19 protein-coding genes are annotated in these 26,500 nt (G+C 32.9%); 16 read left to right on the top strand and 3 right to left on the bottom strand.

The features are described 5' to 3' along the window. The 9 genes from Q0845_RS07075 (at position 1) to Q0845_RS07035 (ending at position 15,047) form a co-directional block, all read left to right on the top strand. The gene (locus Q0845_RS07075; RefSeq protein WP_298511154.1) at positions 1-2,556 is read left to right on the top strand and encodes an endo-1,4-beta-xylanase; all 2,556 of its coding nucleotides are present in this window, start codon (positions 1-3) and stop codon (positions 2,554-2,556) included. A 428-nt stretch (positions 2,557-2,984) separates the two neighbouring features. Next, positions 2,985-4,670 carry a sulfatase gene (locus Q0845_RS07070; RefSeq protein ID WP_298511152.1) on the top strand — a complete coding sequence of 562 codons (1,686 nt, stop codon included), beginning with the start codon at positions 2,985-2,987 and terminating at the stop codon, positions 4,668-4,670. Next, on the top strand, positions 4,667-5,962 hold the full coding sequence (locus tag Q0845_RS07065; RefSeq protein WP_298511150.1) for a metallophosphoesterase family protein: 1,296 nt from the start codon (positions 4,667-4,669) through the stop codon (positions 5,960-5,962). Before Q0845_RS07070 ends, Q0845_RS07065 begins: the two co-directional genes overlap by 4 nt. 328 nt (positions 5,963-6,290) lie before the next feature. Beyond that, positions 6,291-8,012 carry a Calx-beta domain-containing protein gene (locus Q0845_RS07060; RefSeq protein ID WP_298511148.1) on the top strand — a complete coding sequence of 574 codons (1,722 nt, stop codon included), beginning with the start codon at positions 6,291-6,293 and terminating at the stop codon, positions 8,010-8,012. A 28-nt stretch (positions 8,013-8,040) separates the two neighbouring features. Continuing rightward, a complete protein-coding gene (locus tag Q0845_RS07055; protein WP_298511146.1) occupies positions 8,041-8,403 on the top strand; it encodes a hypothetical protein in 363 nt (120 codons plus the stop codon). Between the two features lie 15 nt (positions 8,404-8,418). Next, positions 8,419-10,284 carry a cellulase family glycosylhydrolase gene (locus tag Q0845_RS07050; protein WP_298511144.1) on the top strand — a complete coding sequence of 622 codons (1,866 nt, stop codon included), beginning with the start codon at positions 8,419-8,421 and terminating at the stop codon, positions 10,282-10,284. Between the two features lie 15 nt (positions 10,285-10,299). Then, positions 10,300-11,544 carry a T9SS type A sorting domain-containing protein gene (locus tag Q0845_RS07045; RefSeq protein ID WP_298511142.1) on the top strand — a complete coding sequence of 415 codons (1,245 nt, stop codon included), beginning with the start codon at positions 10,300-10,302 and terminating at the stop codon, positions 11,542-11,544. 87 nt (positions 11,545-11,631) lie between these two features. After that, positions 11,632-13,221 carry a solute:sodium symporter family transporter gene (locus tag Q0845_RS07040; RefSeq protein WP_298511140.1) on the top strand — a complete coding sequence of 530 codons (1,590 nt, stop codon included), beginning with the start codon at positions 11,632-11,634 and terminating at the stop codon, positions 13,219-13,221. 11 nt (positions 13,222-13,232) lie between these two features. Next, a complete protein-coding gene (locus Q0845_RS07035; RefSeq protein WP_298511138.1) occupies positions 13,233-15,047 on the top strand; it encodes a T9SS type A sorting domain-containing protein in 1,815 nt (604 codons plus the stop codon). Positions 15,048-15,187: 140 nt separating this feature from the next. Here the strand turns inward: Q0845_RS07035 and Q0845_RS07030 are convergent, their stop codons facing one another. Then, complete coding sequence (locus Q0845_RS07030; RefSeq protein WP_298511136.1) at positions 15,188-16,666, bottom strand: hypothetical protein; 1,479 nt, start codon at positions 16,664-16,666, stop codon at positions 15,188-15,190. A 575-nt stretch (positions 16,667-17,241) separates the two neighbouring features. On the opposite strand from Q0845_RS07030, the gene Q0845_RS07025 reads away from it, so the two are divergent. Both Q0845_RS07025 and Q0845_RS07020 read left to right on the top strand, forming a co-directional pair. Beyond that, entirely contained in the window at positions 17,242-17,391 is a 150-nt protein-coding gene (locus Q0845_RS07025) for a hypothetical protein (RefSeq protein WP_298511134.1), read from the top strand. Between the two features lie 350 nt (positions 17,392-17,741). Beyond that, complete coding sequence (locus tag Q0845_RS07020; protein ID WP_298511132.1) at positions 17,742-17,903, top strand: hypothetical protein; 162 nt, start codon at positions 17,742-17,744, stop codon at positions 17,901-17,903. 1 nt (position 17,904) lies between these two features. Here Q0845_RS07020 and Q0845_RS07015 read toward each other — a convergent pair whose 3' ends face one another. Then, the gene (locus tag Q0845_RS07015; RefSeq protein WP_298511130.1) at positions 17,905-18,330 is read right to left on the bottom strand and encodes a hypothetical protein; all 426 of its coding nucleotides are present in this window, start codon (positions 18,328-18,330) and stop codon (positions 17,905-17,907) included. A 206-nt stretch (positions 18,331-18,536) separates the two neighbouring features. On the opposite strand from Q0845_RS07015, the gene Q0845_RS07010 reads away from it, so the two are divergent. The 4 genes from Q0845_RS07010 (at position 18,537) to Q0845_RS06995 (ending at position 21,541) form a co-directional block, all read left to right on the top strand. Beyond that, positions 18,537-19,919, top strand: a complete 1,383-nt coding sequence (locus tag Q0845_RS07010; protein ID WP_298511128.1) for a hypothetical protein — start codon at positions 18,537-18,539, stop codon at positions 19,917-19,919. A 62-nt stretch (positions 19,920-19,981) separates the two neighbouring features. Beyond that, complete coding sequence (locus Q0845_RS07005) at positions 19,982-20,551, top strand: PoNe immunity protein domain-containing protein (RefSeq protein ID WP_298511126.1); 570 nt, start codon at positions 19,982-19,984, stop codon at positions 20,549-20,551. Next, the gene (locus tag Q0845_RS07000; protein WP_298511124.1) at positions 20,551-21,297 is read left to right on the top strand and encodes a hypothetical protein; all 747 of its coding nucleotides are present in this window, start codon (positions 20,551-20,553) and stop codon (positions 21,295-21,297) included. The genes Q0845_RS07005 and Q0845_RS07000 overlap by 1 nt, the downstream gene beginning before the upstream one ends. A gap of 73 nt (positions 21,298-21,370) precedes the next feature. Further along, on the top strand, positions 21,371-21,541 hold the full coding sequence (locus Q0845_RS06995) for a hypothetical protein (RefSeq protein ID WP_298511122.1): 171 nt from the start codon (positions 21,371-21,373) through the stop codon (positions 21,539-21,541). Positions 21,542-23,249: 1,708 nt separating this feature from the next. Here Q0845_RS06995 and Q0845_RS06990 read toward each other — a convergent pair. Beyond that, positions 23,250-24,569, bottom strand: a complete 1,320-nt coding sequence (locus tag Q0845_RS06990) for a site-specific integrase (protein WP_298511120.1) — start codon at positions 24,567-24,569, stop codon at positions 23,250-23,252. A gap of 654 nt (positions 24,570-25,223) precedes the next feature. Between Q0845_RS06990 and Q0845_RS06985 the strand changes: the two genes are divergently transcribed. Further along, complete coding sequence (locus tag Q0845_RS06985; RefSeq protein WP_298511118.1) at positions 25,224-26,498, top strand: alginate export family protein; 1,275 nt, start codon at positions 25,224-25,226, stop codon at positions 26,496-26,498. Positions 26,499-26,500 lie beyond the last annotated feature (2 nt).

The raw sequence follows: 26,500 nt of genomic DNA, 5'->3' as shown, positions 1-26,500 counted from the left end.
ATGAAATCAATCTCAAAAAACATACAAAACCTCGGTTGCATTTTTGTTTTCCTAATAACAAGTTTGGGAATTGCTCAAAATTACAAACAAATCAAAGCGGAAACGATTACGTACAAAAAGATTGATTCGATCAATTTAAAACTTCACGTATACAAACCGTTGGATTTTGACGCGAACAAAACTTACAATTGCATTGTTTTTTTTCACGGTGGCGGATGGAATAGCGGAAATCACAAAGCATTCAGAAGACAAGCACAATACTTGGCATCACGCGGAATGATTGCAATTTCGGCAGATTATAGAATCAAAAACAAACACAATACGACACCTTTTGAAGCGGTAGAAGATGCAAAATCTGCCATACGATTCGTTAGAAAAAATGCAAAATCATTACACATCAATCCGAATAAGATCGCTGCTGGCGGTGGCTCTGCAGGCGGACATTTAGCCGCAGCGTGTGGAAACATAGAAGGTTTGGAAGGCGACAATGAAGATTTGAGTATCAGTTCCAAACCGAATGCATTGGTATTATTCAATCCTGTATACGACAACAGTAAAAACGGATTTGGATATCGTAGAATGAACGGAAGACATTTAGAAATTTCTCCATTGCATAACATCACCAAAGGTGCGCCACCAACGATTGTATTTTTTGGAACGAAAGACAAGACAACGCCTGTAGCATCCTCAAAAGCTTATGAAAAACGTATGAACGAAGTAGGAAGTCGATGCGATTTATTTTTATATGAAGGACAAGAACATTCGTTTTTCAATCGTGGAAAATATTTTATAAAAACGCTTTATGAAACAGATGTTTTTCTAGCATCTTTAGGATATTTACAAGGAAAACCTTCGATAGTAGCAACACAAAATCGACCAAAGGGCACAGATTTAGTAAACAAAGACAAATTGCCATATTTACGAACAAAAGGTGATTTTTCAAAGATTACAGCTTCAAAAAAAAATAAAACAGTGGAGTTTTTAATAGAAACTATCAAAGAGCCAAAATTCATTTACAATTGTGCTACGAGCATTCCAATTGAAAAGAAAAGTTATCCAAAAGAAACTGTTTTTTTACTGTCGTATCAAGCGAAAACAGTATCCGCAAGCTTAGAAACTGGAGAAGCCAAACTCTTATGGTTGTTCAAACAATTAAAATCGTACAAAGGGAACATTTCTTCTACGCAAAGTATTTCTTCCGAATGGCAAACGTATTACATTCCGTTTCAAGCCAATCAATCGATCGACAAAAAAGATTTAGCAATTGTGATGCAATACGGATTTCGTCCACAATCATTTCTAATTAAAAATATCAAATTTGAAGTCTTCCCGAAAGGAACAAAACTCGCAAAGCTTCCCAAAACAAAAATAAAATATGCGGGAATGGAAGCAAATGCCGAATGGCGAACATTGGCAAATCAGCGTATTGAAGCCATTCGAAAAGGAAATTTTACGGTTGAGTTCACCAAAAATGGCAAGCCTGTCACCAACAAAACCATTCAAATAGAATTAAAAAAGCACCTGTTTCCATTTGGTGCGCGCATGGCGGCTAAAGACATTGTAGAGAATACTAATGACTATAAAAACTTCAAAAAAGCATTCAATAGTTTGGTATTAGGAAACGATTTAAAAATCAAACATTGGCAACGAGAAGACAAGCGTGAAACAACATTGGAGGCTTTGGAAATTTTAGAAAAAGATGGTTTTCCAGTAAAAGGTCATGTTTTGGTTTGGCCAGGATTTCGATATTTACCAAAATCGATCCAAACTCATAAAGACAATCCTGAGAAAGTGACGCAAATCATTGAAAACCATGTAAATAGTGTTTTGGAAGCAACAAAAGGTAAAATTACGCATTGGGACGTTGTCAATGAAGCATACACAAATCAAGACGTACAAAAAATTACAGGAAGCGAAACTATTCTGTACGATGCTTTCAAAATAGCTGCCGAAAAACAACCAAAAGCGCGACGTTTTACCAACGAATACGGAATCATTAGTAAAGGCGGAACAGACACACAAAAACAACAATGGTATTACGATTTCATCAAGCGAATTGACAAAAATACCAACGGTTTGTTGCAAGGAATCGGAATTCAGTCACACATTGGAAGCGATCTCACACCGCCAGAACGCGTGTTGGAAATTCTATCTTACTACGCTACCTTAGGGAAACAAATCAGTATTTCTGAATTCACGATGGACATTCAAGATGCAGTAATCCGAGAACAATACACGCGCGATTTTATGATTGCGGCGTTCAGTCACCCAAATGTAGTAGAATTTCTATTTTGGGGGAATACGGAAGACGGACGCAACAAGTGTGATATTTTTACAGAAGAAAACGAAATAGGAATCATGGGAAAAGCCTTTTTCTCATTAGTGCACAACGCTTGGAAAACAACACTGAACGGAACCACTTCCAATGCGGGACTCATTACGGGACGCGGTTTTTATGGAGAATATGAATATTCATTTGTGGAAGATGGAAAAGTAAAAAAAGGAACGTTTGTTTTAAAACCTAGAGGTGAGCGAATTATTAAAATTGAATTGTAGATTGGATTTTAGTATTGAGTATTGAGTATTGAGAATTTCTGATGTCATATCTGTGAAGGCAAAAATCTAGGATTATGTAGTAAAAAATGAATTTCAAAGCTGTTCTCGATACATTTTCCTTCGGAAAATACTCGAACTGACGGTTTGAGTTTTGAATGTACAGATTGAAAAAAAACAAAACGTCACTTCGAGTGAAATTCTGAAAGAATTTAGTATCGAGAAGTACTATGAAAGGCTAAATGTAATATGATAAATTTTAAATTTAAAAGTAAGTTACGTATAAGAAGCTGAATCAAGTTCAGCTTGACGAACTTCTTATTTTAAACTTAAATATAAATATACAAGTCTAAAGGATTGAAATTCTGTACATTGAGTGGAGTCGAAATGAAAGAATTTTGTATCGAGAAGTACTATGAAACAGCAATAAAATGAAACTAAAACTTGGCTTTATAATTATCATTCTCTGTGTTTCTTGCGGAACAAAAGTTAGCGAAGAACCTGCATCTACTACTGAAAAATCACAGCCAAATATACTATGGATTGTCACAGAAGACATCAGTCCAACACTTTCATTTTACGGCGATTCTACTGCAAAAACACCAAACTTAGATGCAGTGGCAAAGGAAAGTATGATTTACGACAATGCGTTTGCCGTAGTTGGCGTTTGCGGACCAAGTCGTTCTTCTATTATTACAGGAATGTATCCTACAAGTATTGGTACGATGCACATGCGTACAGGAAAAGACATTCACTCTTGGGGAAAACGCTCTTACAACAAAGAAGCAACCAAAAAAGACCTACAAAACAATCCCATTATTGAGTATTCGGCAGTTATTCCTGCGCCTGTAAAATGTTATACGGAATACTTACGCATCAATGGTTATTATTGTACCAACAATCAAAAAACAGACTATCAATTTGCACCGCCTGTTACAGCTTGGGATGAAAATAACAACAAAGCACATTGGCGCAATAGACCTGAAAATACTCCATTTTTCTCAGTATTTAATATTGGAATCACGCATGAAAGTCAACTTTGGAAAAAAGAAAAATTACCATTAACGGTTGATCCAAAACGTGTCAAAGTTCCGCCATATTTGCCAGATACGGAAGCAACAAGACAAACCATTGCGCGTCATTACAGCAACGTAGAATTGATGGACTCAAAAGTAGGCGAGATTATTCAACAATTGAAAAATGATGGTTTATACGACAATACGATCATCTTTTTTTACAGCGATCACGGCGGACCATTACCGCGACAAAAACGAGAAATCTATGACTCAGGATTAAAAGTTCCGTTCATCATCAAAGGAATTGATGGTAAAAAAGGGCGTACCGATCGCATGATTTCTTTTGTCGATTTGGCGCCAACCATGTTAAGTTTAGCAGGTATTGAACCGCGAAACTATATGGAAGGGAAAGCATTTTTAGGTGAATTTGAAACTGAACCACGGGAATACATCATTGGAACTTCCGATCGTTTTGACGAATTTACCGATCGTATGCGTGCATTGCGTACCAAACGGTATTTATACATCAAAAATGACTTTCCTAACTTACCAAAATACAAAGATGTTTCCTATCGAAAAAACATTCCGATGATGTTGCCATTTTTAGAAATGAGAGACAACTACGAACTCACGGAAACAGAGCGATTGTGGTTTCAAACCAAAACAAAAGAAGAATTGTACGACTGTAAAAAAGATCTGCATAATATCAATAATTTGGCAAACGATCCTGAATACCAAAAGATATTGGCAGAAATGCGCGTAAAACTCATCAATCATCAATTGAATCGGGAAGATTTCGGTCTGACGCCAGAATCGTCTTTGATTCAACAAATGTGGCCAAATTTTCAACAACCTATCACGGAAAAAGTCACGTTTACTTTTGAACCTGAAACGGGAAGAAAAGTCGCGTTAGCGAGCAAAACCAAAGGTGTTTCTATAGGATATATAGTATCGGAAACAGCTATTGCGAATCCAAATTTGAATAGTGGATGGAAAGTTTATAGTGAACCAATTCGCGTACAGCCAGGTCAATTTGTATATGCGATGGCGCAACGAATCGGTTTTAAAGAAAGTGAAATTACAAAAACTAAAGTGCCATGAAAAAATACAACGTATTCTTGTTTTCTATACTAATTATGATGCTTTATTCTTGTTTAGCAATCTTACTGTTCATTTCCTGTAAATCGGCTGAAAAAAATAGCAGTGTTGTTGAAAAGTCAACTGAAGTCAAAGCAACATTAATACGACAACCTTATTTGCAAATTGTGCGTTCAAACACAGTGACAATTACTTGGAAAACAGATGTCAATGCTAAAAACTGTCATGTTCGTTTTTCAAGAGCAAGAGATAGAAAAGGTAGAATCGTCCAAGGAACTTTAGTACAACACGAAGGAAATAGTTTCAATGAAGTGGTGATTAATAATTTGGAGCCAAATACAAAATATCAGTATCAAATTTATACGAATGGGCATCCGCTAACACAAGGAGTTGGATATTATTTTATCACTGCGACAAACACAAAAAATGCAGCTTTTTCTTTTTATGCTTTGGGTGATATTGGTGCAAAACAAAACCAAAGTTTTGCCAAAGCTTCGGCGAATACAATTCATAATTTGACTGAAAAACCCGATTTTGGACTTGGTTTGGGTGATATTGTATATCCAAAAGGAGAAAGTAAAAACTACGATATGCACTTGTTTGAACCATTTCAAGAGGTTTTTAAAAATACTCCATTTTATCCTGTAGCGGGAAATCATGATTGGTTGACTGCGCCCGATCTGAATTTTGAAAAAGAATGGTCGCTTCCAGGGAACGAGCATTATTACAGTTTTGCGTATGCGAATGCTTTTTTTATTGGATTGGATTCCCGAGATGGAACTTTTTACGAAATTGAAAAACAAACCACTTGGCTAAAAAATGAACTTCAAAAAGCCAAAGGAAAGTACGATTGGATTATTGTGTATTTGCATCACAACGGAAAAACATGTACGTATAAAAAAGACTATGAACATGTGATTGCTTTGTATGAAATTTTTGCTAAAAATGACGTGGATTTAGTGTTGAACGGACACGCACACACATTTGAACGATTGAAACCGTATGATGCAAATGGTACTGTTGATGCTTCAAGAAAAAATCAAAATACATATACATCTGCTGATTTAAGGGATAAATTCATTTCCATCACTTTAGGAGCTGGTGGAAAATTGAATAAAAAGTGGAAACCCAATCCTGAAAACGATTCCAACTGTAATGATGGTACTATTGTGGCACATTTTGAACATGTACCAAGTTTTGGTCTTTTTAAAATTGCAAATAAAACACTTACATTTCAAGGAATAAACTCTTTGACAGGAACTACTTTTGATACATTCACAATTCAAAAAGAATAGACAAATACGTGAAGCAAATCATTCAAAAATGATTGTTGCAAATTTTATTATAAGTATAAAATTTATATCGAATATTTTACATTTTGATTCAGCAAAACATCAAGATCAAATCATTAATTTGAGTTTACTTGTGTACATTCCGTAAAGAAGCTTTTGAAAATTACATCGTTTTCGACACTTTTGAGAATTCTACAAAAAACACACCCAAAAATCGTCAAATGCTTAATTTTAGGGTAGTTCTGCACGCTAAACAAACGCTATTTGACAATAATCGAACCTATAAAATCATTTTTTTAATCAATTTTACACCATCAATTTATAACGAATTATGAAACCAATCAAACTATACATCTCATTCGTTTTTTTACTCATCATTTTTTCTTGTAATGATGATGAAGAAAATTTTTCTGGAACTGGAACGGTGAATTTTTCACTTGAACAACTTCAAGAAGTAGAAAATGCAACCAGCGCATTGGCGATTAATATCGGAGTCGATAATTTTAATCACGCAGGCGGAACAATCTCAGTAGCAATTTCTGGAGCAACCTACGGAACTGATTATGAAACAAGTTCAGGAAGTGACAATTTTACTTTAACGATTGGAGAAGGCGGATTGATTACAAGTTTTTCTATTCAACCCATTGATAATGATGCAATAGAAGCAAATAAAGAACTTACCATCACATTAACAGATGCAACTGGCGCGTTGATTCTTGGTGAAAATACAACACTTTCTTTTACGATTTTAGAAGACGATGATCCATTAGTTGCGGTAATTGCTTTTGAAAATGCAGCTTTGACAATTCAAGAAAATGTAGCATCGGCAACAACAATTTTTATTCCTTTTGACCAAGAAACTACTGAAGGAGGTACAATTACGATTGAAGCCACAGGTGATGCCGTTTTAGGAACAGATTATACCATAACAGGACAAACAACAACTACATTTACACTTCCAGTTTCAAGCAATGCAACCAATGTAAGTTTTGAAATTACAGCGATAGACAATACTGTTTTTGAAGCAGACAAATCGGTCGTTTTTACCATTACAGAAACTACTGGAGGACTTACTATCGGAAACATTCCTCAACTCACTGTTAGCATAGAAAATGACGATTCCCCACCAAATCCCCTAATTGATTTTGATGCAGCAAATACGCTTACGTACAATGAAGATACAGGCACAATTACGCTGAACTTTGAATTGAGCAATACAACAACCTCAGACGCAGCGGTTGAATTGACGACTTCTGGAACAACAGATGCAAACGATTTTAATTTTGGCGGAAGCAACGCAAATCCGTATAGTTTTACAATTCCTTCTGGAAGTAGTGCAGGAAGTGTTGCGATTACGATTACAGATGATGCTGTGGTTGAAATGGACGAAACACTCACGTTGACAATTACAAATGTTTCTGGAGGATTGGACGCAGGTGTAAATTTACAACAACAAACACTTACCATTACGGATAACGATGCGATGGCGTTTAGTTATGTAGAAGATTTTGAATCTGGAACCGATTTAGCAACTCTTGGCTTTGAAAACATTCTAAACGGTCAAACGGTTGATCCTACTAAAATTATAAGTCTCATCACCTCTAACGGAAATTTTTCAGATGTAAACAACGTCAATGGTACTTCTAATAACGGACTCAACATGTTTTACAATGCAGGAAGTGGAACTACTACCACAGAACTTCTAGACAACGTATTGGTATCTCCAATAATGAATGCTTCTGGTAATATGGAAGTTATAATAGACAACAGTTATGCGTTTTTTAACCAAAATTCAGGAACAGTTACCTATTACTGGTCGCAAACGTATAATGGTTCAGGAACATTTAATGAAGCGGATTGGACTGTGATGGGAACCGAAACTGCGGCAAATATGAATGGCGAAGGTTTTGGAAACAATACGTATAAACAACAACAATACAATATCAATCCTTCGGCGAATTTCTACATAGCAATCCGAGTTTCACAAACTATGGACGCAAGTAGTTACAGAACTAGATGGCGTTTTGATAATTTAAAAGTAAACTCTTTATAACAAGTAAATTAACATTAAATATAACACAATGAAACAATTCCTATGTACATGTATTATCTTTTTAAGTCTAACGATGATTGCTGTTGGACAAAACAAAAAGATGGTTGCGAAAGCAGAAAAGAAGATTGAAAAAATTAATACGCAAATTACAAGTATTGATGCTTCTTTAGCACTTTCAGAAGCACAAAAGAAAGAAATAATAGCGATTGAAATCAAAAAACTAAAAGCGATTAAAGTAGCTCGTAAAGAGATGAACGATAAAGATGCTTTGAAAGCAAAAGTTAAGGAATTGAACAAAGCCGCAGGAAAAGAAGTTTCGCAAAATGTACTAACTAAAGAACAGCGAAAAGCGAGAAGCAAAGCAAGAAAACAGAAAAAAAATAAAAACTAATTCACAACTCACAACATGCGTTTCATTTTTTACATATTTGTATTTTGTTTGACACTTCCTGTGTGTGTCTTTGCACAAGCGACTCCACAACAAATGGTGGCTAGCATGGGCAGAGGTATCAATTTGGGAAATGTATTAAGCGCTCCGTATGAAGGGAATTGGGCGCCTGCAGTTGAAGAAAGTTACTTTGATGATACTGCTGCGGTAGGTTTTAAAACCGTTCGTATTCCGATTCGTTTCGACAAGCAAACGACTACTTTAGCAAGTGTAGCATATACAGACGCTATCACAGGAAACTATATTGGTTCAGATACGGATTATTCAGTAAATACTTCATATTTGGACAGAATTGAAGAAGTAGTTGATTGGGCATTGAGTAAAGGCTTGGTAGCAATTATTGATGTACATGGCGATCACTGGTTTTGGGAAAGTTATGATGCTTCAAGTTCGCATTACAAAACTGGAAATGACCGTTTGGCTGCTGAAGATCGCTTTCGAGCAATTTGGCGTGATATTTCAGTACGATTTCAAAATAAATCTGAAAACCTCCTTTTTGAAATTATGAACGAAGCCTACTTTAGCATGTCAGCGACAGAAGTTGATGTTGTAAATGCAGACATTCTTTCAATTATTCGTACTACAAATTCAACTCGAAATGTGATTGTAAATGGTGGTGGACTGAACTCATGGGAAGCGCCTTTGCAAATGTCTAGTACATTTTTAAATAGTGATAATTATTTAATTGCGACTTTTCATTACTACAAACCATTCAGTTTTACAAGTTCTTCCAAACCACAACACAACAATTTTTCTTGGGGAACTACGGCTGATAAAAACTCCGTCGACACACATTTTGACAACGTATTGACTTGGTCGCAAACCAACAATATTCCTGTGTTATTGGGTGAATTTGGAGCAGATAATGAAGGTGGATACAATTATTTCAACCAAACTTATGGAACAGATGGCGGACCCGATAATGCGTCACGTGTAGCTTATCATGAATATGTGGCAGAAGCAGCAATTAATAGAGGTTTTGCCTTTACTGTTTGGGATGCTGGTGAAAAATCTAATAAAACTATTTACAAAGTAACCAACAGGAATTGGGTTACTGACGTACGAAATGCAGTATTGGGAATTGATTGTTTGACTTCGGGAATTATTGCAAATGCTGATGTTGAATGCGGATTTAACAATGATTGGAGTATATGGACACAAACTGCTGTAACTGCTTCTCTAACCAATGCAGAAGCTGCACAAAGCTATAATAGTAGCACTTCTTTAAAAGTGGATGTTACCAATGCAGGTTCAGGATTTGGGCAGGCAGTTCTGAGAAACCAAGTGGTTTCTGATGCTTCTTTAGCAGGAAAAACATTTACTTTTTCATGCAAAGCAAAAGCAAGTACCAATACACAACAATTTAAAATACGTCTCAAAGCAACAGTAAACGGAGCTTCGCAGTTAACAACATCTAACACTTTCGATTTATCTTCAACGGCGTATGGAATTCATAATTACACATATACCGTTCCAGCAAATACGACTGCTTTACAATTTCAAGTTTTAGTTGGTAAGGATACAGGAAATTACTTCTTTGATGATTTTCAAGTACAAGAAGTGGAATCGCAAGTATTATCAATTCAACACATAGACAACCAAAACACGCTCATTATTTACCCAAATCCCGCACGTGATTATTTGCATATACAAACAACTAAACAACTTCTAAACCTAGAATTATATACTATTGAAGGCGAAAAACTAATAACAACAAGGACTACGTCTTTTAGCATAAAGAACTATTCAAACGGATTATACATTCTTAAAGCAACCTTTATTGACAATTCAAGTCAATGCCAAAAAATACTCATCAAAAAATAATTAATAGACTTCATTATGAAAAAAATTACACTTTTATTATGCATACTTGTACCACTTTTTGCCTTTTCGCAAAACGTTGTCTACAACTTTAACACTACGGGTAATGTAGAAGGATTTACGCAAGGAGGAATCGGTTCTTTCGACGTTCCAGCACCTGGCGGATCGTTAGATTGTACTGGTTGGACAGGCGGATTTCAACAAATTCGTACTCCAGACGGATTAAACCTTGTAGAAGCAAATTATACCATTCTTCGTATTGTAGTAGAAAATGCAACCAATAATGATCTTTGGCAAGTTATTAATTATGATACAGGAAATCAAAGTGCTGGTCAAGGAGAACGTACTGATTTTACCATGCCAATAGTAACTTCTGGATCAGGATTTTCTACCATCGATTTGCCAATTCCAACAAATCCTGATAACATGGGAACGATTGATAGAGTGGGAATTCGCGTAAAACAAGGAAATACGTTTGGAATGAGTGGAACGTTAAAAATAGATCAAGTTATTATTTTAAACACGATTGTAGAAGATATGTGGGTAAGTAATCCTGATTTTGAAGCGTCTTCTAGTTGGACAGCTTCTGGTGGAGAGGCAGCGGCTTCTTTTTCAACAATGTCTCCGCAGGAAGGAACGCAATCTGGTGTATTGACTTTTACTGCTGACCAAACTGCTAATCAATTTTTAGAAAATAGTATATATGATTTTGGTATGGAAGTAAACCCTCAAGAAATCAATAGTACATTTTGGGTTCGCGCTAGCAGAGCTGGTATACAAGTACAAATTACGTATGATTTATTTGATGCTGCTGGAGTCAAAATCACAGGAAGTAATACAGGAACTTATACTATTACAGCAGCTGATGCTTGGGAAGAAGTGAGCTTTAACAAACCAATTACAAATACATTTAATCAAATTCAATATCGACTAAAAGTACGTTCGGCATCTAATGCTTTAACTGGTGATGTTGTAATGTTTGATAATGTTACGGCAAGCTTTACATACACAACTTTAAGCAATGCATCATTTGAAAGTGCACCAAGCTTTACAATGTATCCAAATCCCGTAAAAAACGAATTGTTTATCTATAGTGAAAATAATATTAAAACTATTGAAATCTTCAATATCACAGGACAGCGAGTTATAAACACAACGAATAACTCAAGCATCAATACTTCCAGCTTACGTACAGGAATGTACATGGTGAAAATTACAACAAATAGCGGTGGAGTTTCCGTTAAAAAGCTCATTAAAGATTGATTTTCTGATAGTTAATTGCCCCCTGATAGCAGAGATTCCTTGGTAATAATCTCTGCTATCTTTTTTTAAATCTTAAATATTTAGTACATGCTTCAAATACTTTCTTTTGTTGGTTTTACAGCTTTAGTAGCAATTATATCGTATTATGCAACGCGTTCAACGGACGAAACTTCTTCGGATGGTTATTTTTTAGGAGGAAGAAGCCTTACGGGAATCGTGATTGCTGGTTCGTTACTATTGACAAATCTTTCTACAGAACAAATTGTAGGACTCAATGGTTCAGCATATAAAGAAGGAATTTTGGTTATGGCTTGGGAAACTTTAGCAGCTATTGCCATGGTACTTACAGCGATATTTCTTCTGCCAAGATATCTAAAAGGTGGTATTGCAACGATTCCAACATTTTTAGAACGTCGTTACAACAAAACGACCAAAGCATTAACTTCTGGATTATTTTTAACAGGATATGTAGTTGTACTATTACCTATCGTATTGTATTCTGGTGCATTAGCAATTAACAGTATGTTTGATGTCCCGGAAATATTGGGAATCTCTAAAACAGCTGCGCTTTGGGGTACTATTTTTTTTATTGGAATTGTGGGTTCTATCTATGCTATTTTTGGCGGATTAAAAGCGGTAGCCGTTTCTGATACTATCAATGCTGTTGGATTGCTCATCGGAGGTTTAATGATTCCGTATTTCGGGCTTACCTATATTGGAAATGGAAGTCTATCTGAGGGAATATCAACTTTACTGGCTGAAAATCCTGAAAAATTCAATGCTATCGGAAATCAAGAATCATCCATCCCATTTGCAACAATCTTTACAGGAATGATGTTGGTTCAATTATTTTATTGGGGAACCAATCAAGCAATCATTCAACGTGCATTAGGTGCTAAAAATTTAAAAGAAGGACAAAAAGGGTTAATCTTCGCGTCATTTATAAAAATATTAGGCCCTTTAATTGTTGTTGTCCCTGGAATCATTGCATTTCACATCTTTCAAGGAAACTTAGCAAATGCTGACGAAGCGTATCCTGAATTGGTGACAAAAGTATTGCCAGCATCATTAGTTGGTTTCTTTGCTGCTGTATTATTTGGTGCAATTTTGAGTTCGTTCAACAGTGCATTAAACAGCTCAGTAACACTTTTTGGAGTTGATATTTATAAAGAATTCATCAACAAAGAAGCCAATGAAAAACAAATTGTAAAAGCAGGTAAACTATTTGGCGTGCTTTTGGCAGTATTGGCAATGGTTGTAGCACCATTCATTGCATACGCACCTAATGGTCTTTTTGGATATTTACAAGAAGTTAATGGTTGTTATAGCATTCCTATTTTAACGATTATCATTGTAGGGTATCTTACAAAGCACGTTCCTGCAAAAGCGGCAAATATTGCTATTATTTTAGGAGCAATTTTGTATATTATAAGTCAATTCGTATTAAAACCATACGTTTTTGGAAAGAATAACTATCCACATTTTTTACATGTTATGGCAATACTATTCATCATCAACATTGTTATTATGTTGTTGATTGGTAAATTTTCGCCACGTGAAATTGCTTACGAACAAAAATTTACAAAAGAAGTAGACATTACACCATGGCAATATGCTAAACTATTTGGAGTAGCCATTATTTTTATTGTAATTACAACCTTTATATATTTTTCTTAATAAAGACTATTATGAGTACTATTAGCATAAAAAACCTAATTACCTTATTTTCTCTTTTGTGTTTGATAAATAGTTATGCACAAACAAATTATTACGTAGACCAAGAAAATGGCAATGATTCCAACAATGGATCAACGCCTGCAACTGCTTTCAAAAACATAAACAGTACTGTTTTAGGATTACTTACTGGCGGAGATACACTTTTTATCATTGGAGAATATTCCAACACAAGTTACAACGAAAGTTATGCGTATAATGCTCCAAACGACCCACATTTGTGGCATGCTGAAAATACAATATTGATAAACAATTTAGACGGAACGCCACCAATGAATGGCGAACCTGCAAAATACATCACTATCAAAGGATATGATAGCAATACCATACTAAAAGGTGATGGAGGTAATATATTTAGAATGTTCAATTCGAGTTATGTTATCATTGAAGATTTAAACATTCAAGGAAATAGCAACATTCCATTAACAACAGCAAACGCCCTACAATTTGTATACATTGATGGGGATACAACTGCTGATGTAAATGCTCCGTTACTATCAGATATCAAATACAGAGATCAAGATTGTGTAAGCAATTGTGTCGCAAACTCTGTGGCTGACGGAGAAATCTACACTGATATTGGTGGAATGGATGTTAAAAGACCCTCATACATTGATACAAGAGGTTTGTATGCAAGCAAAGTAGAAAATATTATTATTCGTAACAATACGATTAGTTATATGCCTGGTGGTGGATTACGAATTGCAGATGCGGAAGATGTAGATATTATTGAAAATGAAATTAGTTACTGTTCTAGAAGATCGTATTCGGGTACGCACGGCTTGGTCGTAACAAAGGCTACAAGTACCAGAGTAGGTGACGATTACAGAATTCGAATTTTACGAAACAAAGTACATCACAATTTTAATGAACAATTTTCTTGGGCTCCAACAAAAACGGTCATTACACCACATATTGATGAAGGTAAAGGAATTTCACTTCAACGAAATGAAACGACATACAACACTGATGGTTCTATTAAAGTAAATTGGGAAAATGGAAGAATTTTAGTGCAAAACAACGTATGTTATTACAATGGTTTTAGTGGTGTTCATAGCAATGATGGAAACAGAATAGATATTATCAACAATACGTGTTATTACAATTCTTACACAAAATCTATTACAGAAGGTATTACTTCTAGTAATAATGGTGGAAATATTGGAATTAGTGCCAATGGCGGTGTTGATGTTAAAATTTTGAATAACATTAGTATCATAGATTCTAATTTAAGCAAATCTGCCATTGCTTCGCCTATAACGGCTGCAGAAGGTTTGGTTGTTCGTGATAATATAATTTATGGAACTACAGGCACTATTAACGAAAATGCAAATGTAGCATCGTTGCAAGTCAACACACAAATGGTAGATCCTTTATTTGTAGATGCAACAAATTTCGATTTTAACTTACAAGAAACTTCTCCAGCAAGAAATCCTTCTACTGCTTTACAAGACACGCCAACTGTTGATTTCTTTAATACAACAAGAGATAGTAATCCAGATATTGGCGCAATTGAATACACTGCAACACTTACGCTGGAAGATGAAGAACTAAAAGCCTTTTCTATCTACCCAAATCCTGCGACTCATCACATTTCGATTGAAGGAATTCAGTTTGATATTACAAAAACTAAAATATACAATATGTTGGGACAGGAAATAAGTAACACTCAATTCATTTCTAGCAATACAATAGATATAAGTAACTTGTCTTCAGGGATGTATTTCCTTGCTGTTCAGGGAACTGTCAAGAAGTTTTTTAAAAAATAAGCAGAAAGAATATCTTTTTTAAGCATTATTTAGAAATTTCCTTAGACTTCTCTATCCGTATAATTTAAAATAAAACACTTTATTTTTATTTGTAAAGTAAGTCTGTTTAGCTTTTTTTAAGTATCATCTTAATTATATAATTAAGATGATACTTTTTCAATATATAACTCAATAACACTCTTAGAATTCTTTAGCTTTTTAATAATCTTAGCAGTATAACTATTCTTTATTTCATTATAATTATTCTCACTAAAACTAACATTTTCAAAATTATGCTTTTCAGTGTAGAAGTTTTCAGATCTATACTCAATCTGATCATTAATAATTTCAATTCCTTTTTGTAAATCTCCTAAGGGTCTATAATTTTGAATAACAGTATGGTATTTATTAAATGAATATTCATCAGGAAGTATATCTTTTAGCGTTGATATTTGGTAATGTACATCGTATAAATAGACGTAAGGATATTCCAAATCTGTCGGAAATCCTAACTGTTCCAGAAGAAGCAAACCATAATTCTCCCATTGATTAGCAATCTTAAAATCTGGAACTTTTATTTGGCGACTAGGTTCTTCAAACTGAGAAATTTGATATATTTCTAATGCATTTAATGCCTCAATATTATCGATTTTCTTTGAGTCAAATAAAAAGAAATTAGGGTAAAAATCTTTTAGAACATATAAGTCTTGTGGTCCTACAAAACCTTTATTGAAAATATCAATACCAAAACTAGGGACGATTACATTAGGTATTATAAAATCATAATAATCAAGCGTCGTTACGATAGTTTTAAATTCTTTTGATGTATCTAAAAATTCCTCTAAAGGATGAAAGATGATTTCAATAATATCTCTAGTTTCTATCTCTAGTTTTTTATAACAATTGAAATACAATCTTGTTAATTTTGAAAAATATACTTGAAGTTGATTTTCATATATAATTTTTTTACCTCTTTCTAATTCGTCGATCAATAAATTGATTATCTCTTCAGGAATTTCATCTTTACATTCTTTAAAGATTGTTAGTTTGTCAATTGCGACATTAAAATAATGGATATGCTTATGAAGCTTTACTATATCTCTTTCATGAAGCGAATTAAAATTTTCAAATTTGATTAATTGAGTCACATTTTCTATAGAATGTATAATTCTCTTTCGATAAAACAAAACCTTAGCTCTATGTTTATAATTTCTTGGTAAAATGGTAATAGATTCAACGATGTTTCCGAAGTTTCCATAAGCAAAGCGTTCAGCAATCACATTAGCTACTCTTTTGTAGTTTTCGAAAATGATATAATCATGCTGTATAATTTTTTGATCAACTTTTATGTGTATCTCTGCAATACAAAACTTTAAATTTTCAATATTGGTAAATGATATTTGAAATGATGGATTTATGTCAATTGATTTCCAATCGGTATTATTTTCTATAGCTTTTTGTAAATCGTAAGCAAAGTTTACATGCGCAGGATGATAGTCTGCATACCATTTTAATGAGTTGTTGAAAAGATGCTTAAAACCTAACTTTTGTAAAAAATCTATTAATTCTGTTTCAACAGGATTAGAGAATAAAATTTCAATTCCATTTTTAGCCGTATTGTGTGTTACTTGTACATTCATTTTTTTACGATTTTATGTTTGAAACACTAAGCTAAAAAGCAGAGTTTAAAAATCATTTGTCAACTTTTGTCACTCGGACAATTAAAACAATAATATTTTTTGAGCATGCATTAATAAATGTTTGCAACACCCTTAAAACATTGAGTTTTGCATTTTTTTATTAACGCAATTGAAATTGTTTAGTGCGACAAAAGAAGTTTTGTTAGTAAGCAGCTATGGTCTTTTTATTTTTCTATTTCCTTAGTTATTTCAAACACTAAGCTACAAAGGGAAATTGGAAAAAAATTTGTAAAATTTTGTGTAGTACACAAAATTAGTTGGGAGTCAATTTTTGATCATTATTTTTTACGGGAATCCGTAAAATCTCTTGATGTTTCTATTTTTCGTGTTAATTTTTACTTCTAAAGGTCAATATTTTACCCTTTTAAACAAATTATTACTATAAATTATTTATGTTTGTTGTTGTTATTACTTACTAAATAGAACGAAAGGACATTAAAATAAATAAGTGTATTTCTGTTTTATATATGTAAATAGTAGATTTGAGTGTAACAAAAATCTAAAATATTTACATTATGAAGACAAGAACTTATTTTTTAGCAGTAGTAGCTTTATTTATTTTTAGTACGTATGGCTGTACAGAAGTAGATTCAATAGCAGAAGAAGATTCAATTAATAATATACAAGGAATTGAGGACGGCGAAATCACGGATGACGATATATAAAATAGTTGCTTTTATTGTAGTAACTACATTACTTATTTATCTACACGATCTTATACCCAAAGGGAGCGGTAAAATTGGAAAGTCGTCCCTTCGGGTATATTTTTATACAGTAAATTCAGAATTAAGATTTTTATTAGTTTGGTTTCTAGTATATGCACTTGCTAAAGGTAAAATATGGCGATTCGTAATCTGGTTGCCAATTTTAATGACAACATATCAATTATTAATACGAGTATTTAGTTTACAAGCCACCACCTACAACGACTTCAATTTTAAATTCGTTATTTCATTACTAGTATTTATAGCCTTAATTATATTTTATTTTACCAAAAAGCGAAAAGAATATACGAATGAGTAATAAAAATATTTTAAAGGAAATAGAATTCTTTTTAGAAAATAAGACAGCATATTCTTTAGAAGAAAGAAAAGCTATCAAAAAAATTCTCAGAGAAGCACTTAAAAATTTAGGGGATTCTGTTGTAGATTTTATTGATAAGGAGAATGAAAAGTAAATTATTTTTTTTCTTTCTCAACTTGTTCTTCTTTGTAGTCATCAAAGTCGAGTCTGAGTTCTCCAATATTTTTGACTAACAATTTAATATCAGTCCTCATATCATCGAGCAAAGGACTTACAAGCTTTACAACACTGCTTGCAATTATAGTTTCTATGGTACTTTCATTTTGAGAGTTTACTTCAGAAGCTTCGGATAACTCACTAAGCATATTACCTTTCCCTAGTAACAACCAATATGGGTTCATATTTTTGTAAATAGTCAAAATAGTAACTATTTTATCACCGCCTAATTCACTCTGAGCACCTTTTCCTTTAAAATTTGATGCAGAAATTCCTGTTTTTTCAAAAAAACTTTTCTTTGTTAATCCTTGACTATCAATATATTGCAGTACTCTACTTTTAATAGGAGATAAAATTTTGTCCATTTCTTTGTGAAAAGTCTAAATTTAGACTATTTTTGATGTGTTACATTGTAAATCTATGAAAAAAACACGAAAACTTATGTCAAAAGCAGAAGTTTCGTGGTAATACCCTATAGCCTTTTCATAATATGATGTTTGTTACACTTTAGAGATTCCCCAATTCCCTTTAACTGTATTGCTTTAATAATAATTTATTTAATGCGAAGATTATGAAGCAAAAACTTGCAAACTATTTCAAACTAGGAATCCTTTTTATAGGACTTTCTTTAGTATTACAAAGCTGTCAAGATGATGAACAGATTGTTGTACAAAACGAACATTCTCATTTGCAAAAGGGGAGAATTGAAAACTACAGTAAGCTCAACTCTTTTGTAGAAAAAATTAAAAAGAAATCAGACACCATAACTGATGGCAAAACAACTTCTTTAGAACAAATAAACGGTTTTGATATCCTCTACAATCAAGACATGTTTATACAGGACGAGAATGGTCTTACTACCTTTTCTATTCCAATTTACAAACACAACCAAGAGGGGAAAACATTTAGTAACCTTATCGTAAAATTCAGTGACACTGCACCAACGGAAGCATTTATTTTAAATTATTATCCAACGGATGCGTATATGGATGCAGTAGCTGTTGATGAGCAAACACCGTTTGCAGGGAAAATAAATTCAGAGCCCGTGAGTTATGACGGTAGTCTTGACCACATAAAAAGTTTGGGAGAAGACTGCACAACAATTATCGTAAAATATTGCAATTTTGGTGAAGAAGATGGTGGTGTACATTTAGGTGGACAAAATTGTACGGTCGGTTATTATTGGTTTGAAACCTATACCTTATGTCCCGATGATGAACCTAGTTTAGTGGATACGCCATCATCACCAGGAGGTAGTGGGGCAGAATCTACAACGAATCCTATTGATTATTCAAATGCAGGTACTAGTTCCAATGGAAATACAGTAACACAAAACCCTGTGGTAGTACCTAATGCGCCAAACATTTATAATAGATTACCAATAGATGGCTTGTCTTCGGAAATAATTGAATGGTTAAATAATAATCCAACAGTTGAAGAAGAACTTTTAGAATTTCTCGAAGAAAATAATTGGTCTGATGGTGCTAAAGAAGAAGTTAGACTGACGTTACTTTCAGAATCAATAAGTGATAATGATTGGGATTATTCTCGTACGGGAATGCTCAATGGACATGAAGCATTAGAATATATTGCTGCTTATGATGGATTTGATAGTGGCGCATATACAATGTATAAACTTGCTAGTGGTCATGTTGTTTGCGAGTCTACTATTCGAAGAAATATAAACCCCGAAGATGCAAATACGATCGGAAGCCAAGATAATGCCCTGCAAAATTACTTTTATGTAAAAATTAAAGACTTTCCAAACGCTACTGAAGAACAATCAGAAATAAGTGGTAGATGGTATCATTATAAATTACCCGCTGAAGTTACCAATATTGGCTGTTTTTCATGTGATATGAATTATCTAATTTCGTCACTATTGGAAGACTCACTTGTGTTTTTTGGTCGCTATGTTGTTCCTTTAGAAGATGTGTTAATTGTTGTCACGTAAAAAGTTTCAGAATTGGTTTATACAAAAACAATCTAACAGCGAGATACTCTTTAGGTGCTGATATGAATTCAAATCAAGTAAAGTCTGATTATATTAATGCTGTTGAACTGATGGATGAAGTTTGGTCGCCGAAAGTATGGAATATGAAACATACAGTTAAAAAAGAGGTAACTACACTAAATCAATATACTTTTTCAGGTTTTTTAGATTTTTCAAAAATGTTATCGCTTGGTATTCCAAAAGAATATGTTTTAAAACTTGTCGAATTCATTGATGGCGATGAAGTAAAGGATTTCTTTTTTGAATTTCTAATTAGATATTTTATACCAACTAGGGAGAAGATTTCAGAAGAAAGTTATGCCGAACATTTTCATGTAAATGAACGGTATAGTATTTTAAAAGAAATAATAGTTGAAGAAGATAAAATTACCGCGCAACAAAAATTGAAACATTTTCTTGATAAAAAATGGTATGCTTCTTTAAAAGGAACACCAATGTATAACCAACACAATAATCCACATAATACGTATGTGGGTTATTGGTGTTTTCAAGCGGCTGCTATCACAAAATTGATGGAGTTGGATGATAGTAGTTACAGAGATAATACATACTACCCAAAAGACATCCTATAATGAAAAATATAGTTTTCTGTATTCTATTTTTAGCAACTAGTTTGTGTGTGTATTCACAAGATCAATCTAAATTAGGAATGATTGTTTTTGAGTCAAGTAGATATACTGCTAATATGCATTTAGCACCATCTGAACAAGAAATTAAAGAAGAAAGGGGGAAATTAAAAAAGTTTGTTGAAGAAAATATTGATTCAAAAAAAACCGATGCGTTTATAAATCCGATTCCAAAAGCTGAAATACTAGCTTATGGAGATTCATTAAAATGCATCTACACATTAGAGATATACAAAGATGTTTATGATTCGAAAGTATCATGTGAATATTTCAAAAAGTCAGATATTGAAAATTATAAGCAAATCAATAGGGAAACTCTTGAACTGAATACTGTCAAAAGATATGTAAACACTAATAAATATACCATATTTTCTAAAAGAAAAATAGATCAATTTTCCATTTCCGATACCTACAGGATTACTGAACACAGAGACGATGTAAAAATTATATTAGGTTATAAATGCTTTAAAATTGTACTTGAAAAGAAAAGTCCAAAAAACGCACATTTAGATGTTTATAACATAGAAATGTTTGTTACAGAGGATATAAAACTTAACTATAGTCCCATAATTAAATATAAAGATATTTTAAACAAATACTATCCGCTTCAAGTTGCTAAAAAGCCTAAAAAAGAGAGAATGATTGAAGTGGTAGTTTGGAAAGCAATACAAATTGATCTTAAAAATCTATAAAAAATAAAATCAATCATTTTCCCCAAAAGTTGATTTCTAGCCATAAAAACCAATCAACTTTTAACCCTAAAAAATGACAACGAACAACTTAAAAACTGTACAAGCAACATCAGATGTATTTACCACATGGGAATTCATTATGATAATTATTGGAATAGGATGCTTCGGCATTTTGATATTACTATCCATAGTAATATACAACTATGTACACCGTTTTGATTTAGATGATGAATTACAAAGATAAAAAACACGTCCGAATGCAATCATTTTTTTAAGTTCTTACTAGCAAGCACTTTCCCTTTTTTTTGGTGCTTTACATTCAAGACGTGTTTCTATGCAGAATTTTAGTCAGTTCTGCTGTTTAGGGCAAGGCGATTGATGGTAAGGTTAAAACTTGTCGTCTTGCTACTTTTTACAAAAATAACTAAATGATGTCTTTAAAAAAATTAGATCGTATAAAATGGTTTATTTTCGGCTTTTTTATAGGCTCAATAGTGACTTGTTTAGTATTTATTTTAATAGGTTTATACATGATTAATAAATGAAAGAATAATTTACCTAAAGAAACCCAATTATCGTAAAACTAGAATTATTCTTTTACCCGAAAGCTTCAATTGTAATGATTGGAGCTTTTAATTTTTGTAGAGCAAATAATTTTTTGAACTAATCGTTAAGCAGTAAGAATTTTTTAATTGCAGAATTAAAATTTTAGATGTAATCAATTGCATTTTTATTTCAATTCATCCCTGAGTGATAAGCTGGTTTTTTCTTGATTTGTTTTACTTATCGTTAAGCGATGAGTATTTTTTTGAAACCAAATTACAAACTCATCATTAAGTGATAAGCTGTCTATTTCTTGATTTTTTTGCTTACCGCTAAGAGATGAGCATTTTTTTTAAAACAATTATCAACTCACCACTAAGCGATAAGTTGTTTTTTAGTATTTTTTTTACTTACCGCTAAGCGATGAGCATTTTTTTGAAACCAAATTATCAACTAACCACTAAGCGATAAGTTGTTTTTTTCTTTACTTATTTAGCGCACAATGAACAAAATATGAAATCGTAAAATACGTGTTAAATCGAAAATATTATTCAAAATATTTATTGATTATTCTATAAATACATTTCATTTTAAAAAGGAAAAATCTTTCTTTTTGTTAACTCCTACAATTTCTTCTTACAATTCGTGTGTATTCCACAAAATTTTACAAATGATTCTTCAAAATTAATTCAAATCTTTACGCTCGTGATACTTTAGAGAGTATTGCAAATAGTGTTTAGCATGGCAATCTTAATATAAAGATTACTTCCTATTCCTAATCAGAATTGTGAACTCATTAAAAACTTATACAAAACAGTAGAAAAGAAAAAAGAATGCGCTTCCTATCTAAAAGAGGAAGTAATAATAAGAAATATTGTTTCATAGCCAAGTACTACGGCGGATTGTTTATTCTTAAAAATAAAACCATAAAAGTAGCTTGTTTAATGACTGTAGGTTCAAGTTACAAAACTGAACAAATGATTCTTCAATTATCTTTTAAATCTTTGTTTTCAAAGAAGCTAATAACAAGTTTGAATTACAATAAAAAATAATCCTAAAACGATTGTCGCGCGCGACAAAAGTGTGCAAATGATTACACAAATCATTGGTTAATATTTGTGTAAAATATTACAACAGAAGTCTATTTGTCTAATCAAGAACAAGCTCATAATTAAGAAATAAATTTGAAAGCCGAAACAGCATATAATGTGATTCAAGCGCTCTCCTCTGATGAGAAGAATCGCCTGTATAGTCTGTTAGGCGTTGAAACTCCAAAAAAGAAACAAAATATACGTATAAACAAGAAAGGCAAAGTTATAGAAGCTATGGATAAAATATTGGTTCAATATTTTAACAAGCGAAGAAACTATTGAAATCATTTATTAAAAACCTAAATTCAATTTTTCAGCTTAAAAAACAATAGAATATTTATCTGAATAATCTTTTGGAAGTGTTGCTCCGATCTCACGCAAGTAATTTTTCAATCCTGCTTTTGATCTGTGTCGAGTAATTGACATTAAGTGCATCAAAGCACCTTCTTCGCTTTTTCCTTCTGCTAACAGAGAATTATAGATGTTAGTAGCTGCTGTATGGCGAACAGAATACAATGAATAATCATCAGAATATTTTAGTGCCTTTTTTACTTTTTTGAACTTTTTAGAAAAATAATTGGTCTTATTATTTTCATCAATATCCCAATTTGCAGGTTTTTCATAACGAGTAACAACAAAATCGGTAGGAGCGTAGTTTTCAAGTTTCATACCTCGCAAAACGGTCTCTAATTCGCCAATAATAGGAACTATGGCAAGCGGAGCAGTTTTAGAGCGCACATACAATCGTTTAGATGCTAAATCAATATCTTTTACTTGCAAACGACAAACTTCTACGTTTCTCAAAAAGGCATACGACATGAATTGAATGAAAGTTCGCAAATATGGATCGTTTTTATCTAAATATTCACGTATATCAATAATTTGCTCTTTTGAGAAAGGTTTATTTTTCTTTGGAGTACTCTTATTTATCTTGATTTGCGTAATAAAATTACGTTCTATAATTTCATCTTCTTCTAATTGGGCAAATAGGGTAGAGAGTGTTGCTCTAAAATTATTCCGTGTTTTTGGACTTACAGGAACTAGTTCTTCTCTTAATTGCTTTTGTTTTTTTGTTTGAAGCTTGGTTAATGAGTTTAAAAATGTGGAAACATCACGTTTTTTCAGTTCTGAAATATTTCTGTCAATTAACTTATTTGTAGTTAACCATTCAATAAATCGATTAAAATGACCAACCATTGTGCCCGCAGTTTTCTTTTTCCAATGCGGTTTACGTTGCTTTAAAGCAAAAAATAAAGCCTCTTTTACAGTATAATTTTTTCGTTGACTGTCAATTTCAATGCCTTCTTCTTGTATTTTTTGTTGTTCAATACGTTTATCAGTTTCCTTATAAGTTTCATAAGGGTTATATCCTTTTTTCAGTAGCTCATGTAATGCTATTCTATTAATAACGAGCATTTCCATGCGTTCTTTTTTGGTCTTTAACCTGTTGACTCCCATGTATAAAGGTGGTTGTAAGACTAATTTTTCTGTTACGGGATTCCTATAGTAGTAGTACACATACCAACGTTTGGAAAGATCGCCATCTGCATCATAAATTTTTGGTTCTGTGTATATGTTCTTACTCAAAGTATATGCGTTTCTATATGCGTTTGTTAAAAGAACTTGTAATTTAGACATAAAAAAAAGGTTTTCCAAATGATGGAAAACCTTATAAACGTTGACAAAACATAGTTTTTTGTCTTTGTAGCGAGATCGGGAATTGAACCCGAGACCTCCGGGTTATGAACACACAATCTCGGAGCGTTATTTTATTGATTAACAATTTGTTACGTTTTTCAGGATTTTCCAAAACTATCCTTTTCCATCCTTTTCGACCCTTTTTGATACCCCAAAATGGTGCTCCTAGTGTTTTTAATATACGTATCGCTTTGCGTTATTGTTAGTAGTGTATTTCCCCTAAAAATATATTAAATGAATTTTTAGAATATAATTCAACTATTTACACAAACGAATTCACAACAAGGAATATATTAGTTTTCACTTTCGTAAACATCAAAGCATACAAATCTTTTCTTTCTCTTACCTAGTATTGAAACCCAAATTATTTGTAATTTCTTTTTTACAAAATTAATTTTTAAAATCTGTGGATATAAAAATTCTCCTTATTTATGTTCAATCAAATATAGCAATTCAAGGGTATAATTTATCTAAAAAAAACAGGCTACAGATAAAAGACACGAATTATTAAATCTAAATTATCTTAAAATAAACAATTTGCAATTCAAGTTTTTACACTGTATATTTACTTAATAACCATACCATAACCAATCAATGCAAATACGATTCAAAAGAATCTGTATTATCGGTATTTTTCTTTGTTTATTGAATGTTCATGCACAATTAGAAGTTGACGCAGACATAAGATCCCGATTTGAATACAGACACGGATTTGGAAATCTATTTCCTGATGATGCTGATCCCGCAGCATTTGTCGTACAGCGATCACGTTTAAATATGAATTACAAGATGGAAAAACTCAAAGTAATGTTGAGTTTTCAAGATGTAAGTGTTTGGGGAGATACTCGGCAAATTGACGCCACAGATAGCAACAATTCTTTTTCCTTATTTAATGCTTGGATCGAATATCAATTTGATGAAAATTGGGCAACAAAACTAGGAAGGCAAGTCATTTCGTACGACGATCAACGCATATTTGGAGGATTAGATTGGGCAATGCAAGGTCGTTTTCATGATGCAGCATTATTAAAATACACTAAAAACACATTCAAAGCAGATATTGGTTTTGCGTTTAGTCAAGAATCACAAAATCAAACAGGAACAACTTTTTCATTGCAAGGCGCATTTACATACAAAGCAATGCAATATGCTTATCTAAAGAAAGATTGGCAAAAACTATCCGCAAGTTTTCTATTCTTAAATACAGGTTTCCAGAAATTTAAAGGTGTCAACAATGATGAACCAGATGGCGTGTTTTACAGACAAACGACAGGTTCCTACTTTTCATTTCCAGTAAATACTATAAAATTTAATGGTTCAGCCTATTATCAATTTGGTAAAGCAACGGCTACGACCGATTTAAGCGCGTATCAAGTTTCTTTAGAAGCCATCTACAAGCCAAAAAATACACTATTTGGACTAGGTTTTGAAATGTTAAGCGGAACCAATCAAAATGGTGATAGTAAAAACAAATCGTTCTTTCCATTATATGGAACCAATCATAAATTCAACGGATACATGGATTATTTCTATGTAGGGAATCATGCCAATAATGTTGGATTAAATGATTTGTATGCAAAAGCGGTATTCAAAACAAGTCCAACATCGACATTGCTTGCAAAGGCGCATTATTTTGCAGCGAATGCAGATTTGACAAATAATGCAGATAGTTACTTAGGAACTGAGATTGATATCGTATTTTCGAAGAAGGTCTATAAATTCATAAATCTAAACATTGGTTATTCACACTTATTTGCATCAGACAGTATGAGTTTGATTAAAGGTGGAAGACCAAATGACAATGTAAATAATTGGGCTTGGGTTCAATTAAAAATAACACCAAAACTATTTAACAGCGCAAAAAAATAAAT

It is taken from the genome of uncultured Kordia sp. (genome assembly GCF_947489565.1).
GTDB lineage: Bacteria > Bacteroidota > Bacteroidia > Flavobacteriales > Flavobacteriaceae > Kordia.
The sequence above is the reverse complement of the archived record's forward strand: the minus strand, read 5'-3'. Positions and strand labels throughout refer to the sequence as shown.

What these genes read in the sequence shown, in the direction of transcription:
- Q0845_RS07075 (WP_298511154.1), top strand. Translation starts at nt 1, where the DNA reads ATGAAATCAATCTCAAAAAACATACAAAACCTCGGTTGCATTTTTGTT.
- Q0845_RS07070 (WP_298511152.1), top strand. Translation starts at nt 2,985, where the DNA reads ATGAAACTAAAACTTGGCTTTATAATTATCATTCTCTGTGTTTCTTGC.
- Q0845_RS07065 (WP_298511150.1), top strand. Translation starts at nt 4,667, where the DNA reads ATGAAAAAATACAACGTATTCTTGTTTTCTATACTAATTATGATGCTT.
- Q0845_RS07060 (WP_298511148.1), top strand. Translation starts at nt 6,291, where the DNA reads ATGAAACCAATCAAACTATACATCTCATTCGTTTTTTTACTCATCATT.
- Q0845_RS07055 (WP_298511146.1), top strand. Translation starts at nt 8,041, where the DNA reads ATGAAACAATTCCTATGTACATGTATTATCTTTTTAAGTCTAACGATG.
- Q0845_RS07050 (WP_298511144.1), top strand. Translation starts at nt 8,419, where the DNA reads ATGCGTTTCATTTTTTACATATTTGTATTTTGTTTGACACTTCCTGTG.
- Q0845_RS07045 (WP_298511142.1), top strand. Translation starts at nt 10,300, where the DNA reads ATGAAAAAAATTACACTTTTATTATGCATACTTGTACCACTTTTTGCC.
- Q0845_RS07040 (WP_298511140.1), top strand. Translation starts at nt 11,632, where the DNA reads ATGCTTCAAATACTTTCTTTTGTTGGTTTTACAGCTTTAGTAGCAATT.
- Q0845_RS07035 (WP_298511138.1), top strand. Translation starts at nt 13,233, where the DNA reads ATGAGTACTATTAGCATAAAAAACCTAATTACCTTATTTTCTCTTTTG.
- Q0845_RS07030 (WP_298511136.1), bottom strand. Translation starts at nt 16,666, where the DNA reads ATGAATGTACAAGTAACACACAATACGGCTAAAAATGGAATTGAAATT.
- Q0845_RS07025 (WP_298511134.1), top strand. Translation starts at nt 17,242, where the DNA reads ATGAAGACAAGAACTTATTTTTTAGCAGTAGTAGCTTTATTTATTTTT.
- Q0845_RS07020 (WP_298511132.1), top strand. Translation starts at nt 17,742, where the DNA reads ATGAGTAATAAAAATATTTTAAAGGAAATAGAATTCTTTTTAGAAAAT.
- Q0845_RS07015 (WP_298511130.1), bottom strand. Translation starts at nt 18,330, where the DNA reads ATGGACAAAATTTTATCTCCTATTAAAAGTAGAGTACTGCAATATATT.
- Q0845_RS07010 (WP_298511128.1), top strand. Translation starts at nt 18,537, where the DNA reads ATGAAGCAAAAACTTGCAAACTATTTCAAACTAGGAATCCTTTTTATA.
- Q0845_RS07005 (WP_298511126.1), top strand. Translation starts at nt 19,982, where the DNA reads ATGAATTCAAATCAAGTAAAGTCTGATTATATTAATGCTGTTGAACTG.
- Q0845_RS07000 (WP_298511124.1), top strand. Translation starts at nt 20,551, where the DNA reads ATGAAAAATATAGTTTTCTGTATTCTATTTTTAGCAACTAGTTTGTGT.
- Q0845_RS06995 (WP_298511122.1), top strand. Translation starts at nt 21,371, where the DNA reads ATGACAACGAACAACTTAAAAACTGTACAAGCAACATCAGATGTATTT.
- Q0845_RS06990 (WP_298511120.1), bottom strand. Translation starts at nt 24,569, where the DNA reads ATGTCTAAATTACAAGTTCTTTTAACAAACGCATATAGAAACGCATAT.
- Q0845_RS06985 (WP_298511118.1), top strand. Translation starts at nt 25,224, where the DNA reads ATGCAAATACGATTCAAAAGAATCTGTATTATCGGTATTTTTCTTTGT.